This window comes from Bdellovibrio sp. ZAP7, from assembly GCF_006874645.1.
Taxonomy (GTDB): domain Bacteria; phylum Bdellovibrionota; class Bdellovibrionia; order Bdellovibrionales; family Bdellovibrionaceae; genus Bdellovibrio.
Window position 1 is genome coordinate 217,799 of the sequence record NZ_CP030082.1, and the last position, 14,757, is coordinate 232,555.

Sequence of the window (14,757 nt, forward strand, 5' to 3'; positions counted from 1 at the left end):
CCCTCCTAGAGTTTCATTTTGCGAGCGGTCTTTGTGAGCTTTTGTACAGCCCACAGGATATCTTTATCGTAGGCAAAGACGCGATCAACATCTTTCAAATCAATCCAAGCGACTCCACGATGATAGTCTGCATCCTGAACGGCACGTACTTCGTGCCACGGTTCATTCAGAGTTGCTAGATAAAATATCGTATCACATGGTTGGTTTTTTCCATTCCAGGTAAAGTCATATTTTCTTCTGAATTCAGTCTCGGGAAATACTTTGATCTGATAATCAGTTTCTTCCTTGGCTTCACGCACAGCCGTGGTCGCTGCATTTTCACCACGATCAATCATTCCGCCGGGCAAAAAGAAGTATTTCTTTTTAGAAACTGGATCTTCCGCATGAAATCCCAAAATTTTATTTTTATAAACCACCACAGCCGAAGCACGGTGACGATAAACTTTTTCGGATTTTAATTGTTTCTGTTCGTCGCGGCGGTTTTGAAAAAATGCAGAGATCAGCTCAGAACATTCTTTTTCAAGAACGCCCGTCGTGACCTGTACCTGATGATTTAATCGTGCATCTGATAAAACTTTGTACAAGCTTTCAACTGCGCCGCCTTTGGCGTCCTTGGCGGCATATACCACACGGCCCACGCGAGCCTGTTGAATCGCGCCAGCACACATTACACAAGGTTCAAGTGTGACATACAATGTGCAGTCTTCTAAACGCCAGGATTGCAGTTTTTTAGCGGCTCTGTGCAAACACAAAAGTTCTGCATGGCCCAGGGGAGTGTGAAGAGTTTCGCGAACGTTCGCAGCTTTGGAAAGAAGTTCCCCGGTCGGAGAAACAAGAACAGCACCGATCGGTACTTCGCCGTTTTTACCAGCTTTGTGCGCAAGTTCTAAAGCCTTGCGCATCCATTTTTTATCTTGCTCAGCATTCTTAATCATTAAGGGTATTTTAGATCGCCCTCATAGAAAAGCTCAATCCAATTATTTTTTTTCGTGAATTGGTGCCATCTCCAATCCCAGAAAAAGACTGCTTTGCCCGTATGGATTCTGTACTGCAGATCAAAATCTGCGTTAGCCATGAAATAAAATGCGGTGCTTTCGGCAAAATCGTCATAGGGATTTGTGGCAGCGTAAGTAGTTACAAAGTTTGTTCGGTCGAACTGAACGTAGAAGTCATGCATTTCACTCAGCTGTAATTTGGTTCTGCCTTCGCAGTAATAAAAGCAAAGCCTGCTCCATAGCGGAAACATATTTTGATCATTTGGCTCGTAGCCGTTTTTCCAGCTGAGTGATGACCACGAGCCCATCTCTGGCAGGAATTTTTTTTGAAGCGCGTAATACTCTTCGGTCGTTGTCGGTTTTGCAGAGCAGTCTTCACCCGGAGCGCAGTAAAAGCGATTTGCTCCATTGGCGAAATCCAAAATATGACCAAACTCATGAGTGACCACGTACTGCATAATTTGCAGCGGAGATTTGCCGCGAATTGAAACTTGCGGGCCGTCTTTGCTGACTTCGTAGCGAGGTAATTCGCTGCCAAAAATCTTTTGCTCTTTCCAGCCAAGAACCGCGTCGGCCTCCAAGCCAGATTCAACCAGGCTTCGGCTGATTGCCATGAATGAAGTTCCTTGACCAGAGCCTGCCATCGCAAGCGAATCCATTTTATCTACGACAAAAATATACGGCAAAGAGCAGAACACTCTTTGAAGTGGTTTTTGAAGAAGGTCATAAAGATGTTCTAAATTTTCGATCGCTTTTTGGTTTTTTTCACCACAAACGTCGTCATGCTGTAGGTCCGCTACGGTGCAGGTAATCTGTGAAATACGAGCTCTGCAATCCTCTTGGCCAACCCAGGCGGTGAGTGTTTTAGGGGCATTTTTAAGGGCCGGAGGGGTTCCAATCACGAAATCGGGGGCGAGATGAGTTGCCCAAGTCAGCTTTTCAGCCGTTGCCGGAGTGTGAGAGTAGGCCGGGCTTGATAACAGTAATACTAATGATATTAGGTAGATAGATTTCATGGCGGCACGATAGCCAGTTCCCTGGCGGATTATCAACGAAAACGTGCCTGGCACTTTTTGCAGAAGCGACGCGTTAAGACCTCGAGGGGTTGCCCCTCCGTTGCCTCTTTGTTATACACTCTCATTCTTATTTCTCTCTTTCGACCACATTGGAAGGCAGGTGATTGTCGTGGCAATGGTTAAAATCAAAGACGGTGAGTCTTTTGAATCAGCGTTCCGTAAATTCAAAAAATCTTGCGAAAAAGCAGGTATTCTTTCTGAAGTTAAAAAACGCGAACATTTTGAAAAGCCTTCTGTAAGACTTAAAAAGAAATCTATCGCAGCTCGTAAGCGCGCTGTTAAGAAATCTCGTAAAGGTTGGGGCGAATAGTTCTTAATTGAATTATAGTTTCTTACTCACAAGAGGCGACCCACAAAGTCGCCTTTTGTCATAATCACCATAGGGAGTTTTCATGGAAATCAGAGACAAAATCATGGCTGATGTTAAAGCCGCAATGATCGCAAAAGAATCACTTAAGCTGACAGCACTTCGTGGTCTGCAAGCTGCGATCAAAAATCGTGAAATCGATATGCGCCCAGACCCAATCACTCCGGAAGAAGTGATGAACGTCGTAAAAAAACTAGTTAAGCAACGTAAAGAATCCATCGATCAATTTTCACAAGCTGGCCGCCAAGACCTGGTTGACCAAGAATCTGCTGAATTGAAAGTTTTGGAAGTTTATTTGCCAACGCAAATGAGCCGCGAGCAAATCGAAGCTCTTGTAACAGAAGTTATCGCTGCAACTGGCGCTAAAACTGTGAAAGACATGGGCCCAGTGATGAAAGAAGTTATCGCTCGTGCCAATGGCGCCGCTGACAATAAAATTGTGAGCGAAGTAATCAAAGCCAAACTAGCCTAGCTCCCCGAGGTAACAGTTCCCTTTTAGGAATGCAGCGCAGCCCTCTGGGCGCACAGCATTCCTAAAAGGGAACTGTTACCTAATTGGACCTTGCCTAAAGCCTGCGGGGACTCATGTTTAGTGAGTTCCTGAAGGTGAAACTTGAACGAAACTTTGGAAGGTACATGCGTTTTTCCCAAGACTTTATTGAGAGAGTATCTGAGGGCAATAACCTCGTCGATATCATCTCCCAGTACACACAGCTAAAACAGAGCGGCAGTGGCCTGATGGGTCGTTGTCCATTTCCGGATCACGTTGAAAAAACGCCGTCCTTCTCTGTTTCAGAAGTAAAGCAAGTCTATCACTGCTTTGGTTGTCACAAGAGCGGTAACTTGTTTTCATTTCTGCGCGAATATCAGGGCATGAGCTTCCCTGAGGCTGTCGAGTACCTTGCGAACCGCGCCAGCATTCCAATTCCCGCTCCAGAAGCCCATGACCCGCAACGTGACCAAGTCGCGGATAAAAAGAAGTCGTTGTTAAAAGTAAATAAGCTCGCTGCTGATTATTTTTCAGAGCAACTTCGTCGCGTTCATAATGATCATCCAGTTAAGAAGTACATCGAAAGCCGTGGCCTTTCCCAGGAAGTGATCGACACTTTCGGTATTGGTTACGCGATTGCCGAATGGGATGGATTAGAGCGTGTTTTGCAAAACAAGCAAGTACCGATGGCCTTGGCTGAAGAGGCGCGCCTGGTAAAGGCCCGTAACGGCAAGCCTGGCTATTTCGATCTTTTCCGTGATCGTTTGATGTTCCCGATCTTCTCCGCCATGGGTGAGCCTATTGCGTTCGGTGGACGTTACTTAGAGAAAAAGGAAACTGAGCCAAAATATCTGAACTCTCCGGAAACACCTGTCTTCATTAAGGGACGCGTGCTTTACGGGTTGTCGCAGACGGCTCGCTATATTCGTTCTGAAGACCAAGCCCTTATTGTAGAGGGTTACATGGATCTGGTGTCCCTATACCAAGCGGGCATTAGAAACTCCGTCGCGACCATGGGAACGGCTTTGACTCCAGAGCACGGTAAGATGCTAAAGCGTATGACTCGTAACGTGGTGGCACTGTTTGACGGTGACTCCGCAGGGATGGAAGCGGCTGAGCGCAGTCTTCCGATCCTGTTAGCCGCTGATTTGTATCCAAAAGGGCTTACGTTACCAAATAACATGGACCCTGATGATTACGTTAAGAAGTACGGTGCTGAGGCCTTAAAGGTTGAATTAGATCGTGCTCCTGATTTGTTTGTCTTGATCCTGAATCGTTGGATGGAGGGTTACCGTGGTGACGCTCCTGAAAAGGTGAAGCTTGCGGATAAATTGAAGCCGATGTTTGAGATTATTCCTGATCAGCGTTTGCGTGATTTGTATCTCGCTGAGGCCGCACAAAAGATGGCAGTGACCCTGCCATGGCTGCGTCAGGCTGTAGGATTGCAAAGCAGTGGCCCTGTATATTCGCAAAACCGCAGCAATTTCTCTAGGACGGTGCAGCCAAATCAGAATGCTCAACAAGCTAACCCAGCAGTGGGTCCGCAAGCGTCTGACTCTGTAGAAGGTGGCAAAATCACCCTCAAAGGAGCCTCAAAAGCGGAAGCAATGCTATTAGGATTGGTACTCAAAAGTCGTGCCAGTTTTGAGCAATTTGTGAATGAAAATGTGCTGGCAAGTATTGCTCACCCGGGAGTGAAAAAGATCCTGGAAAAAGCGACTGATGTGTATAGACAAGACTTAAATAAGTTTGATAAATTGACCAGTCTCCTTGTCTCCTATGTAGATCAACCCGAATTATTATTCTTAGAGGCACCAGCCAGTGAAGGTGACCCCGGGTTTGATGAAGAAGCTGAGGCGAAGCTTCTGCGCGATTGCTTTAAGCGCGTGCGCGACAATTTCTTGCGCGATCAAGCAAAGCAATTGGCTCTGGAATTAAAGTCCGAGCCAAGCTCCGAAAAGTTGGAACAGATTATGAAGGCACACAGAGATCGACTATCTCTGAATAAAGGATAAAGGCGGGTCATTGATGAAACAAAACCTACCAAACAAACAAGAGAAAGAGCCTACAAAGGTTCTTTCTTTGCAGGAACAGGAAGCTCTGGTTAAAGAAGAAATCCAGAAATTCCTGAAGCTTGCGAAGGAAAAGGGTGCGTTGACGATCGAAGAGATCAACGACCTTCTTCCACCTGAAATCATTGCCCCAGCTGCATTGGACCAGTTCATGCATGGCCTTGAAGGCGCGGGTGTAGTTATTTCAGACTTGTCTGAAACTTCGAAAGAAGAAGAGGGTGAAGGCAACTTCCTAGAAAGCCCTGATTCTGAGGACGAAGAAGTAGATGAAGAAGAAAAAGCAGAAAGCGAAGACGTTAAGGGTAACGACCCTGTTCGCTTGTATTTGCGTAAAATGGGTTCCGTATCTCTACTAACTCGTGAGGGTGAAGTTGAGATTGCTCGTCGTATTGAAAAAGGGGAGCGTGAAATCGTTCGTGCGATCCTTTTGTCACCTCTGGGTACTTACGAGATCATTCAGCTTGGTAAGCGTCTTGATGAAGGCCGTATCAAAGTTAAATCGATCTTCCGTGGTCTTGAGGATGAAGAAACTCAATACGATGAAAAGGAATACATCGATAAAATTCACGAATTGATCGGTAAAGTTACGGAATACCAAAAGGCAGCCGTAAAACAATTCGAAGTTCTTCGTAGAGAAGAAACAAACACGCCAGCTCGTCAGGCAGCAATGAAAGAACTTGTTGCGATGAATGACACGTTGATGGCGGTGTTCGAGTCTGTGAACTTTAACCGTAAAACGATCAACCGTGTTGTGATCAAGTTCAAAAACTTGGTGAACCGTATCGGTACTCTTCGTCGTCGTATCAAAGACGGTGTTGAGCGTACGTTCTCTAAAGACGTTGCTTCCATGAGCGAGCGTATGAAGCTTGTTGAAAGCAATGAAAAAGAACTGACACGCATGACTCGTGATACAGGTCTTAACTATCAAAAATTCAGATCTTATGTGTTGCAAGCTCAAGAAGCAGAAGTCCGTATTAAACGTTTGGACTCTGAAACTGAGATGAATCACACATGGGTGAAGGAAACATACACAGCTATCTGGAAAGGTGAGCGTGAGGCCGATGCAGCGAAATCTGAGTTGGTTGAAGCGAATCTACGTCTAGTTGTATCTATCGCTAAGAAGTACACAAACCGCGGTCTTCAGTTCTTGGATCTAATCCAGGAAGGTAACATCGGTTTGATGAAAGCGGTTGATAAGTTTGAATATCGTCGTGGTTACAAATTCTCGACATATGCGACTTGGTGGATCCGTCAGGCGATCACTCGTGCTATTGCCGATCAGGCGCGTACGATTCGTATCCCTGTTCATATGATTGAAACGATCAATAAGCTTGTTCGTACATCTCGTTACTTGATCCAAGAGCTTGGTCGTGAACCAACTCCGGAAGAGATCGCAGATAAAATGGACATGCCGGTAGATAAAGTTCGTAAAGTTCTTAAAATTGCAAAAGAACCAATCTCTTTGGAAACACCAGTGGGTGAAGAAGAAGATTCGCACTTGGGCGACTTTATCGAGGACAAAAAAGTTATCAACCCTGCAGAGGCGATTGTTAACTTGAACTTGGCTGAACAAACACGCCGAGTGCTAGCGACTTTGACTCCGAGAGAAGAAAAAGTTCTTCGTATGCGTTTCGGTATCGGTGAAGAAGCCGACCATACTTTGGAAGAAGTAGGTCAAGACTTCAACGTGACTCGTGAACGTATCCGTCAGATCGAGGCGAAAGCTCTTCGTAAGCTTCGTCATCCTTCTCGCAGCAATAAACTTAAGTCTTTCGTAGACGGATAGTTTAAATTCTAAATAATTAGAAAAAAAAAGGGCTCCCAGTGGGAGCCCTTTTTTTTGTTTAAATGTCTTTAAATGCCTGCTGTTGCCTCTGAACTCAACAGTCAATGCCTAATCATTAACTTCAGTTTCAGTGGCGTATAGGGGAGGGGTGATTTTGCCGGTTTCAAGTTCAGAAAGAACTGCGCGGAAGTGTGAGCGCAGGATTTCGTTTTCTGCATTTGTGTAGCAGAACAAAAATGTCAGCTGCATTTGCTCGGTCGGAGTAAGTTTAAATAAGGTCCAAACCAGGGGAAGAGTTGGAAAAGTAAAATTTCTTTTCTTGTCGAAAACTAATTTTACGAAGGTCTTAGAAACTTTAAGGTGATTCGCGCAGTGCTGAAGTGAAAAGCTAGCTTTCTTTTCTTTGGCCGCTTTGTACTTGAATTGCAAAAAATCACGATAGTCTGAATACGTTGTTATCTCTGAACTCATACTCTAAGGATACCGAACAGCATGCAGTTTAGAATGTTAAACATCAGTGCCTAACCAAATACTGTACTCACTATGATTACGCGCAAACAAATTCTTTCAACAAAGTTTACAGATGGTGAACGATTGTTTCGTTATCCATCTGTATGCCGTGTACGGTCGAGTCTGAGGCTTGGATCACAACAAAATTATTTATAGATGCGCAGTGAAAGTAGGCATGTGGAACCAATCATCGTCTTTGCCGTTCATGTATCTTAAGGGCGCAGCCATGGCTTCTTTGAAGTCGACATCGTCTAACGCAGGAATGGAAATGGAGACATAATCTCCGCCGATTTCTGGAATGTTTCCTATTGAAAACAAGCGCACTCCGCAAGATTTGCAGAACATGTGATGATTAGAATATGGTGCCATCTGGTCACCAATTTTAAAATTTTGAATTCCAGACTTGGAGTAATCAGATAGGCTTTCTTCCCCGGTTAGCAACTTGAATTGGTCGGGAGTGGTCTGTGCGCTCCAGTTGCGAACCTTCGTACAAAAGGTGCAGTTGCATCGTCCCGTGCCTTTTGAGAAATCCAGGTTCGCCGTGAAACGAACTTTCTGACAATGACAACTTCCGTGATAAGCCTTGGCTGACATAAATCCTCCTCTTGGTGGAGGATATTCTTGCGTACAAAATTGAGTTTGTATATCGTTCTAGGCTCCTAACACAGGTGAAGTTCAGTGAAGCTGCTGTATCGCAGCCATTCTGGCGCTGTCCCGCAACGGTGACCTTTTTAAAGGAAGTCCGATCCCTGATAGGAATAACTCTACTCCGACGAAGTCGGGGTAATACAGTCCCGCGGAGGAACCCATGGATCTTGAACTTCGAAAGAGTTCAGCGCGCACGCGCGTTTTTAAAACTGTCTTTCCTGGAGAGACAAATCATTACAACACACTATACGGTGGCTTAGCTTTGAATTGGATGGATGAAGTTGCATTCATTGCGGCAACCCGTTTTTCCAGACAACGGTATGTCACTGTGAGCAGTGACCGAGTGAACTTTAATGTTCCGATTCCGGCAGGAACAATTGTTGAGCTTGACGCATATGTCAGTAGAATAGGTAAGAGCAGTCTGGAAGTAACGGTCGACACTTATTGTGAGGATATGTACAGCGATAAGCGTACCAAATCGATGACCGGCGTGTTTACTTTGGTGGCCATCGACGAGAATCGCAATTCGACACCGATTAGATTTCCGGAGATTTAGTAATAAATGGGGGCACTATGAAGAAAATGACTAAAATTGTACTGACTGGTGCTCCATCTTCTGGAAAAAGTTCTGCGCTGGATGCCATAGCCGGTCTCAAACTTGAGAACATAGTTTTGGTTCCGGAAAGCGCAGTCGTTTTGTTAAAGGGTGGATTTCCGGCGCCTTCCCATGATGATCTGTAGCAGATCCGCAATTTTCAAAACTCTATTCTGACAGTGCAAGAGAATCTGGAAGACATTTGCGCCCGAAAAAATCCGCAGGCGACTCATATGATATTGGACCGTTCGAAGTTGGATGGGGCAGTTTTTTGGCCTCCCGGTATTGACGATTATCTTCAAAACTTTCCGGTTCGTATCGATGAAGAGTTAGCAAAATATGATCATGTACTTTTTCTGGAGTTACCTACGAAAGAACATTTTGGCGGCGTTCATCAGGCTCGATTTCACAACTTTGAACAAAGCCTTGAGAGTGAGCGCCGACTTGAGCGCGTTTGGGGGCAACACCCTCGCTTTGTGAAGGTGCCGGCCCAGATCGACTTTGATAAAAAAATCGAATTAATTTTAAATTTTGTTAAAAAATTGATCGCAGATTAAGCAGCTATGTTGTCGATATATCCAGCTTGATTTATATCTTGCTGAAGACATTTGTCGATATCTAGCAGAAGAATCATTCCGTCCTCAGTATTACCTACACCGATGACGTACTTAGGACCTTCCTGTGCTATAGGTTCACGATCGATATTTTTTTCGTCTAGAACTATGACGGAGCTTACCGAATCGACAATAATTCCAATGTGCTTATTGCTCGTTTCCACCACGACCGTGCAAGTTTCCTTGGTGATGTCGACTGCTGGAGAGCGTAAGCGCATGCGAAGGTCAACCACGGGGATAACGCGTCCTCGTAAATTCATCACGCCGACGACATGCGCTGGTGAGTCAGGCACCGAAGTGATTTCGCTGATTCTGTTTATTTCACGAATTGTGGAAATAGGCAGACCATAGGTCTGCTTATTTACTGAAAGTGTCAAATATTGTTCACTCATAGATTAATCCTTAAAATCCACTTGTGGTGCGAATGCCGCGATTAGAGTTTTCGTCAGTCCATTGTTCTTCTTTTGAATTCATTGGAATAACATTGTTTGGTGCTGGTTTTACTCGTCTCACGTTTGACAAAGGCTTTGTTGAGCCTGTTGGTTTGTCCTCGGGCTTTGGCTCTCCGCCGTAAACCGTGACATTCAATAGATCCATGGCGCGGATAAGTTGAACTCCTTGAGCCGATAGCTCTTCTGCGGCGGCGGCGGCTTCTTCAGAGCTTGCAGCATTAACTTGAGTAACTTGGTCCAATTGATTCATTGCCGTGCTAATTTGCACAATACCATTTGTTTGTTCGTTACTTGCGGCAGCGATTTCTGCATTGATGTCTGAAACTTTTTTAACAGAGGTTACGATTTCTTCTAAAACCTTTCCGCTTTGGCCGGCTTGAGAGCTGCCTTTTTCGATTTTCTCGACACTTGATTTGATCAGATCAGTGATGTCTTTTGCGGCAGATGAGCTTCTTTGTGCCAGTGTGCGTACTGCTTCCGCAACAACTGCAAAGCCTTTGCCCTGTTCACCTGCGCGTGCAGCTTCGACAGCCGCGTTCAATGCAAGCAGATTTGTTTGGAAAGCAATATCATCAATAACTGTGATGATCTCCTCGATTTTTTTGGAATCTTGTGAAATTTGGGACATTGAAGTAATCAATTGCTTAATTTCTTCTTCTCCCTTGCCCGCGATGCTGCGTGTGGATTCGGAAAGGCGAGCTGCCTCTTTAGCGTGTTCGGAATTCACTTTCACCATGGATGTTAATTCTTCTAAGGTCGCCACGGTTTCTTCTAAAGAGGACGCTTGCTCTGTAGATGCTTCCGATAGTTGTACAGCTGAAGTAGCAATCTGGGTTGATGCCGCTGCCACTTGTTCTGAGCCCCCTGTCAAATCAGAAATAACGCCACGGATAACTTTGCTCATTTGTCTCATGACCACGAAAGCTATTAGAACACACATAAAGATACAGCCAACGCTGATAGACAGCATAAATGCTTTTGCAGTTTCGTATGATGTCGCGGCTTCTTGAACTGAAGCTGTCAATCTTGCTGCAGTCAATTCGTTCATGTCTTTGATGTTTCCACGCATTTGGTTTAGCACTTGAGCTTCAACGTTTTCTCTGATTTGAGCTACTTCTGCGTCTTTATTTTGCTTGGACAGTTTCACCAGGTCACCCATGATCGCGAACCATTGGTTTGCTGAGTTTTTATACTGAGAAGCTAAGTCTTTACCTTCTGGAGAAGCCATGGCGTGATACTTATCAACTGAGTCTAAAAGCGAAGATTTAAAACCTTCGATTTTTTCTTCAATTTTTTCCATTTTAGCCACTTCACGTTCGATGATCAGATCTTTGAAAGTCGAGTTCGTTTGGCGTTGAAAGTCCAAAATGGTGCTGGTAAGTTGATCGCGCTTTACGTCTGTTGCTGCGAAATTTTTAAATGTCTCGTTGATATTTGCCATTCGACTTATGCCGAAATACGTGATGAACGATGCACCCACGCTTAGAAGTGCGATCATAAAACCTACTTTAAAATTAAGACTTTTCTTACTCACTTATTTATTCCCCTCGGTTCTTTGACCGCTTTTAACAATGGTTAGTTTGTTTATTTGTTGTGACCGGGAGTTGATATCGGTGGTTCAAGTTCGAACTTAAGATAAATATTTAAATTTGAGGTCTATGTTTCAAAATAGTTTCAAACTTAAAAACTGATTTGCAATACCGATTAAATTTGGACGACGGGCTATTTCGGCGCTTATTTGAATTAAACTAGGTACTTGCAGCAAAGCTGACTGCACAGTTAGTATGTCGGGATGATTCAATTTTCCCGCATGAAGTTTTCTAAGAAAATATTTCTGACTATCTTTGGTACTGGAGTCGTAACGACACTGGCGATTTGTCTAACCTTGAACTTCACGTTGTCTAAGAGATTGTATGCAGAGTTCGAGGACTCTTATGTTGATCACATGAACTTGCTTTCTAAGACATTGGGCATGCTAGAAAAGGATAAAGATCAGCCGGAAATGAATGAGCTTTTTAATGAAATGATTAATCACGATGTGGATAATCTTTCTGTGAAGCTTGTGAATGCTGGCGGAGAGGTCTTAGGTCATTTTCATCGCCATGGGTTTATTGATAACTCAGATTTAAAGTCGGTATTAGCGAATCCCGAACCCGTTCAGTGGCATGAGGGTCGCATGTTGGTGGTCACTTCTTTGAAATACAAAGAAGACAGTAACTATTATTTAATTGCGACTATTTCTACGTCGACGATTGAGAAAGAGATCAATGACATTCATATCATTTTGATCGTGACCGGTGGTGTTCTAATTTTACTGGCTTTGTGGTTGTCACAAATTCTAACGAACACCTTGCTTCGTAAGGTGGATTCGATCTATGGGACATTGCAGGAAATTTCGCAAACTCAGGACTACTCGAAGCGCGTAACCGTTATCGCGAAATCCGATGACGAGCTGGATGGTTTAGGTCGAAATTTGAATCATATGCTGGAGATGTTGCAGTCCAATCAGGGGCGCTTGCTTGAGGCGGAACGTGATAAGACTCGTGGTCAAGTAGCAGCCCAGGTGGCTCATGATATTCGCAGTCCTTTGATGAGTATGAATATGGCGCTAGCTCAGATCGAAACTGTTCAACTTGAGCCACTGGCGATTCTAAAAAGTGCTATCGCCCGCGTCGCTGGTATAGTTCAGAAGTTGTCGGCAAGTTCCGAGTCTGAAGAGTCGACGGGTGTGGAAAATCCTCGTTTAACATTGGTCGAACCACTGATAGCAAGTGTTATTAGTGAACAAAATGTCAGACGATCTTCTTCTGAAGTTTTAAGAATCAAAGGTCTTTCTCCACAAGCTAAGAATTGGTCTGTGGTGCAAGTGAACGAGTTTCAAACAGTTATTTCAAATCTTATCAATAATGCTTTTGAGGCTGGTGCGTCCCAAGTTGAAGTTCAGTTTGCGACGGAAGATAGGCGTTGGTCCTTATCTATTCATGACAATGGCAAAGGTATGACTGCCGATGTCTTAGCCCGCGTATTTGAGCGTGGCTATACTCACGGAAAATCCGGTGGCTCTGGATTGGGCTTATTTCATGCGAAAGAAGTCATTGAATGGAATGGTGGAAGTCTGGAAGTGAACTCGGTGGTGGGACAGGGGACAACGGTAAGGGTTTATTTGCCTAGGGAGAAATCCCCGCCATGGCTTCCCCAAAATATTGAAGTCGATGCAGATCAGCCCGTTGCCTTTATTGATGATGATAGTAATGTTTTAAAGGCCTGGAAGAATAAAGTGTTAGAGGCCGGCCTTCGCAGAGCTTCATTCTTTTCTTCTATTTCCGAACTACAGCGATCTTCAGAATTTCAACAAATCATTGAGACTGGCTTAGTTGTGATTGATCATAATTTAGGTGATGCCAAAAAAGGTCTGGAGTTCCTGGGTGAGATTGCTATTGGCAAAAGATCTTACCTTTGCACCTCAGATTTTGATGAAAAAAGAATCCAGGACAAAGTTCGTTCTTTAGGGATCAACATGATTCCGAAACCATGGATCACGCTCTTCGAAATTAGATTAAGGAATTCCTAATGCGCATTCTGATCGTTGATGATGAAACACTCGTTCGTAAAACTATGCAGGCCCAAATTCCCTCCACGCACACGGTGGCCTTGGCTGACTCGATGGAAGAAGCCTTGGATATTCTGGATAAGCAAATTGTTGATCTAGTTTTCACGGACTTGTCCTTGGATGAATCATCAGATCGCTTGGGTATTCAACTTATTCAAGAGATCGCTAAGAACTATCCTTCAACAGTCGTGGTGGCGATGACGGGACATGATGAAGCACAATTAGTTGAAGCCTGCATGAAGGCCGGAGCTGTTGATTATCTAGTCAAACCGTTCGACGCAAAGATGCTAGCGCAAGTGATTCGTAAGGCCCCGGTTTTACACCGCCTGCTTCGTAAAAATCAGACGTTGAAGCATCAAGCTGGTGCGAAGTTAGTAAAGCCCATCAATCTTTACACAAAATCTCCCGCATTTAAGACCGTTATCGACACGGCAAAAAAAATCCGTGGTTCAGGGCACTCGGTTTTGATTCGCGGGGAGAGTGGGTCTGGAAAAGAAGTTATGGCTCAATATCTGTGGAGCCTGGAGCACGATGACTCCCGTCCATTTATCGCCGTCAACTGCGGAGCAATCCCGTCTCATTTAGCAGAATCTGAACTTTTCGGTCACAAAAAAGGTGCTTTCACGGGCGCCACGGAATCTCGCGCCGGAAAATTCGAAAGCGCCGACGGCGGCGACTTGTTCTTGGATGAGTTGGCAACATTAAGCATGGACTTACAGGTAAAACTTTTGCGCGCGCTTAGCAGTGGCGACATCTATCCTGTGGGCCAGGACATTGGCAAAAAAGTAAACTGCCGTACCATCGCTGCCACAAATGAAAATCTGGAAGAACTTATCGCCGAAAAAAAATTCCGCGAAGACCTTTTCTTCAGAATCAAAAAATTTACCATCACATTACCACCTCTAAGAGAACGCAAAGAAGACATTCTGGATTTAGCTCAGCAATTCCTAAGCGAAAGCCACTATCAAGAAAAAACCTTCTCCCCGGAGGCCGAACAGCTTTTGTTAAACTACTCATGGCCAGGTAATATCCGCGAATTAAAGTCCGCAATCGAAGTAGCCTGCGTGTTATCAGACGACACGCAAATCACTCCAGCGGATATCACGCCACATTTAGTACAAAGTGCACCAGTCTATGAAGAAGTAATTAAAAATACTTCCGCCGAAGAAATAGACGAAAAGGCTTTAGAAGGCCGCTACAGCCACGTAGTCAACGAATTCGAAATGAAGCTTATCAACTTCGCCCTTAATAAAAAAGGTAGCGAAAGTGCAGCCGCCCGATACCTAGGTATTCCAAGAAGCACGCTAGGCGACCTCAGACGCAGACTGCAAAATTTGAAAAAATAAGCGGATTGTTGCCACATTGAATGGCACTGAATCAACAGGAAGCTACACAGTAGCAACTGTTCTGCGATCGGAACTAGCAACATGGCTCAAGTTTTTACTGGTGCAGAGCCAACAACGCTTATTTCACATATTACTAAATTCAAAAAGAAATCTCCCTGATCCCGTCCCCCAAAAAGCGAGCATCAAGCCAAAGGCG

15 protein-coding genes are annotated in these 14,757 nt (G+C 44.5%); 9 read left to right on the forward strand and 6 right to left on the reverse strand.

The genetic code is table 11. The features are described from left to right. Positions 1-5: 5 nt before the first annotated feature. Together tadA and DOM22_RS01080 are read right to left on the reverse strand one after the other, a co-directional pair. The gene (tadA, locus tag DOM22_RS01075) at positions 6-935 is read right to left on the reverse strand and encodes a tRNA adenosine(34) deaminase TadA (protein ID WP_142698617.1); all 930 of its coding nucleotides are present in this window, start codon (positions 933-935) and stop codon (positions 6-8) included. Next, complete coding sequence (locus DOM22_RS01080) at positions 935-2,011, reverse strand: hypothetical protein (protein ID WP_142698618.1); 1,077 nt, start codon at positions 2,009-2,011, stop codon at positions 935-937. Before DOM22_RS01080 ends, tadA begins: the two co-directional genes overlap by 1 nt. Positions 2,012-2,180: 169 nt before the next feature. Between DOM22_RS01080 and rpsU the strand changes: the two genes are divergently transcribed. The 4 genes from rpsU (at position 2,181) to rpoD (ending at position 6,786) form a co-directional block, all read left to right on the forward strand. Next, a complete protein-coding gene (gene rpsU / locus DOM22_RS01085) occupies positions 2,181-2,381 on the forward strand; it encodes a 30S ribosomal protein S21 (protein WP_088617237.1) in 201 nt (66 codons plus the stop codon). An 82-nt stretch (positions 2,382-2,463) separates the two neighbouring features. After that, complete coding sequence (locus DOM22_RS01090) at positions 2,464-2,910, forward strand: GatB/YqeY domain-containing protein (RefSeq protein WP_142698619.1); 447 nt, start codon at positions 2,464-2,466, stop codon at positions 2,908-2,910. A 164-nt stretch (positions 2,911-3,074) separates the two neighbouring features. Continuing rightward, complete coding sequence (dnaG, locus tag DOM22_RS01095; protein ID WP_142698620.1) at positions 3,075-4,943, forward strand: DNA primase; 1,869 nt, start codon at positions 3,075-3,077, stop codon at positions 4,941-4,943. Between the two features lie 13 nt (positions 4,944-4,956). Further along, positions 4,957-6,786, forward strand: a complete 1,830-nt coding sequence (gene rpoD / locus DOM22_RS01100) for an RNA polymerase sigma factor RpoD (protein ID WP_142698621.1) — start codon at positions 4,957-4,959, stop codon at positions 6,784-6,786. 108 nt (positions 6,787-6,894) lie between these two features. Here rpoD and DOM22_RS01105 read toward each other — a convergent pair whose 3' ends face one another. Further along, a complete protein-coding gene (locus tag DOM22_RS01105) occupies positions 6,895-7,257 on the reverse strand; it encodes a hypothetical protein (RefSeq protein WP_142698622.1) in 363 nt (120 codons plus the stop codon). 189 nt (positions 7,258-7,446) lie between these two features. Further along, positions 7,447-7,890 (reverse strand): GFA family protein, encoded by a 444-nt coding sequence (locus DOM22_RS01110; RefSeq protein WP_142698623.1) that lies wholly within the window; start codon positions 7,888-7,890, stop codon positions 7,447-7,449. Between the two features lie 214 nt (positions 7,891-8,104). Between DOM22_RS01110 and DOM22_RS01115 the strand changes: the two genes are divergently transcribed. The 3 genes from DOM22_RS01115 to DOM22_RS01125 all read left to right on the forward strand — a co-directional run bounded on the left by DOM22_RS01115 (position 8,105) and on the right by DOM22_RS01125 (position 9,096). Further along, the gene (locus DOM22_RS01115; RefSeq protein ID WP_142698624.1) at positions 8,105-8,500 is read left to right on the forward strand and encodes an acyl-CoA thioesterase; all 396 of its coding nucleotides are present in this window, start codon (positions 8,105-8,107) and stop codon (positions 8,498-8,500) included. Positions 8,501-8,517: 17 nt separating this feature from the next. After that, the gene (locus DOM22_RS01120) at positions 8,518-8,685 is read left to right on the forward strand and encodes an AAA family ATPase (protein ID WP_142698625.1); all 168 of its coding nucleotides are present in this window, start codon (positions 8,518-8,520) and stop codon (positions 8,683-8,685) included. An 87-nt stretch (positions 8,686-8,772) separates the two neighbouring features. After that, on the forward strand, positions 8,773-9,096 hold the full coding sequence (locus DOM22_RS01125; RefSeq protein WP_142698626.1) for a hypothetical protein: 324 nt from the start codon (positions 8,773-8,775) through the stop codon (positions 9,094-9,096). Here the strand turns inward: DOM22_RS01125 and DOM22_RS01130 are convergent. Together DOM22_RS01130 and DOM22_RS01135 are read right to left on the reverse strand one after the other, a co-directional pair. Continuing rightward, a complete protein-coding gene (locus DOM22_RS01130) occupies positions 9,093-9,545 on the reverse strand; it encodes a chemotaxis protein CheW (RefSeq protein ID WP_142698627.1) in 453 nt (150 codons plus the stop codon). The genes DOM22_RS01125 and DOM22_RS01130 overlap by 4 nt on opposite strands. Before the next feature lie 10 nt (positions 9,546-9,555). After that, complete coding sequence (locus DOM22_RS01135; protein WP_210415664.1) at positions 9,556-11,103, reverse strand: methyl-accepting chemotaxis protein; 1,548 nt, start codon at positions 11,101-11,103, stop codon at positions 9,556-9,558. A 294-nt stretch (positions 11,104-11,397) separates the two neighbouring features. Here DOM22_RS01135 and DOM22_RS01140 point away from each other — a divergent pair, with 294 nt between their 5' ends. Next, positions 11,398-13,176, forward strand: coding sequence for a HAMP domain-containing sensor histidine kinase (locus DOM22_RS01140; RefSeq protein WP_142698628.1), 1,779 nt, complete (start codon positions 11,398-11,400; stop codon positions 13,174-13,176). Further along, positions 13,176-14,561, forward strand: coding sequence for a sigma-54 dependent transcriptional regulator (locus tag DOM22_RS01145; protein ID WP_142698629.1), 1,386 nt, complete (start codon positions 13,176-13,178; stop codon positions 14,559-14,561). Before DOM22_RS01140 ends, DOM22_RS01145 begins: the two co-directional genes overlap by 1 nt. Positions 14,562-14,757: the final 196 nt, after the last annotated feature.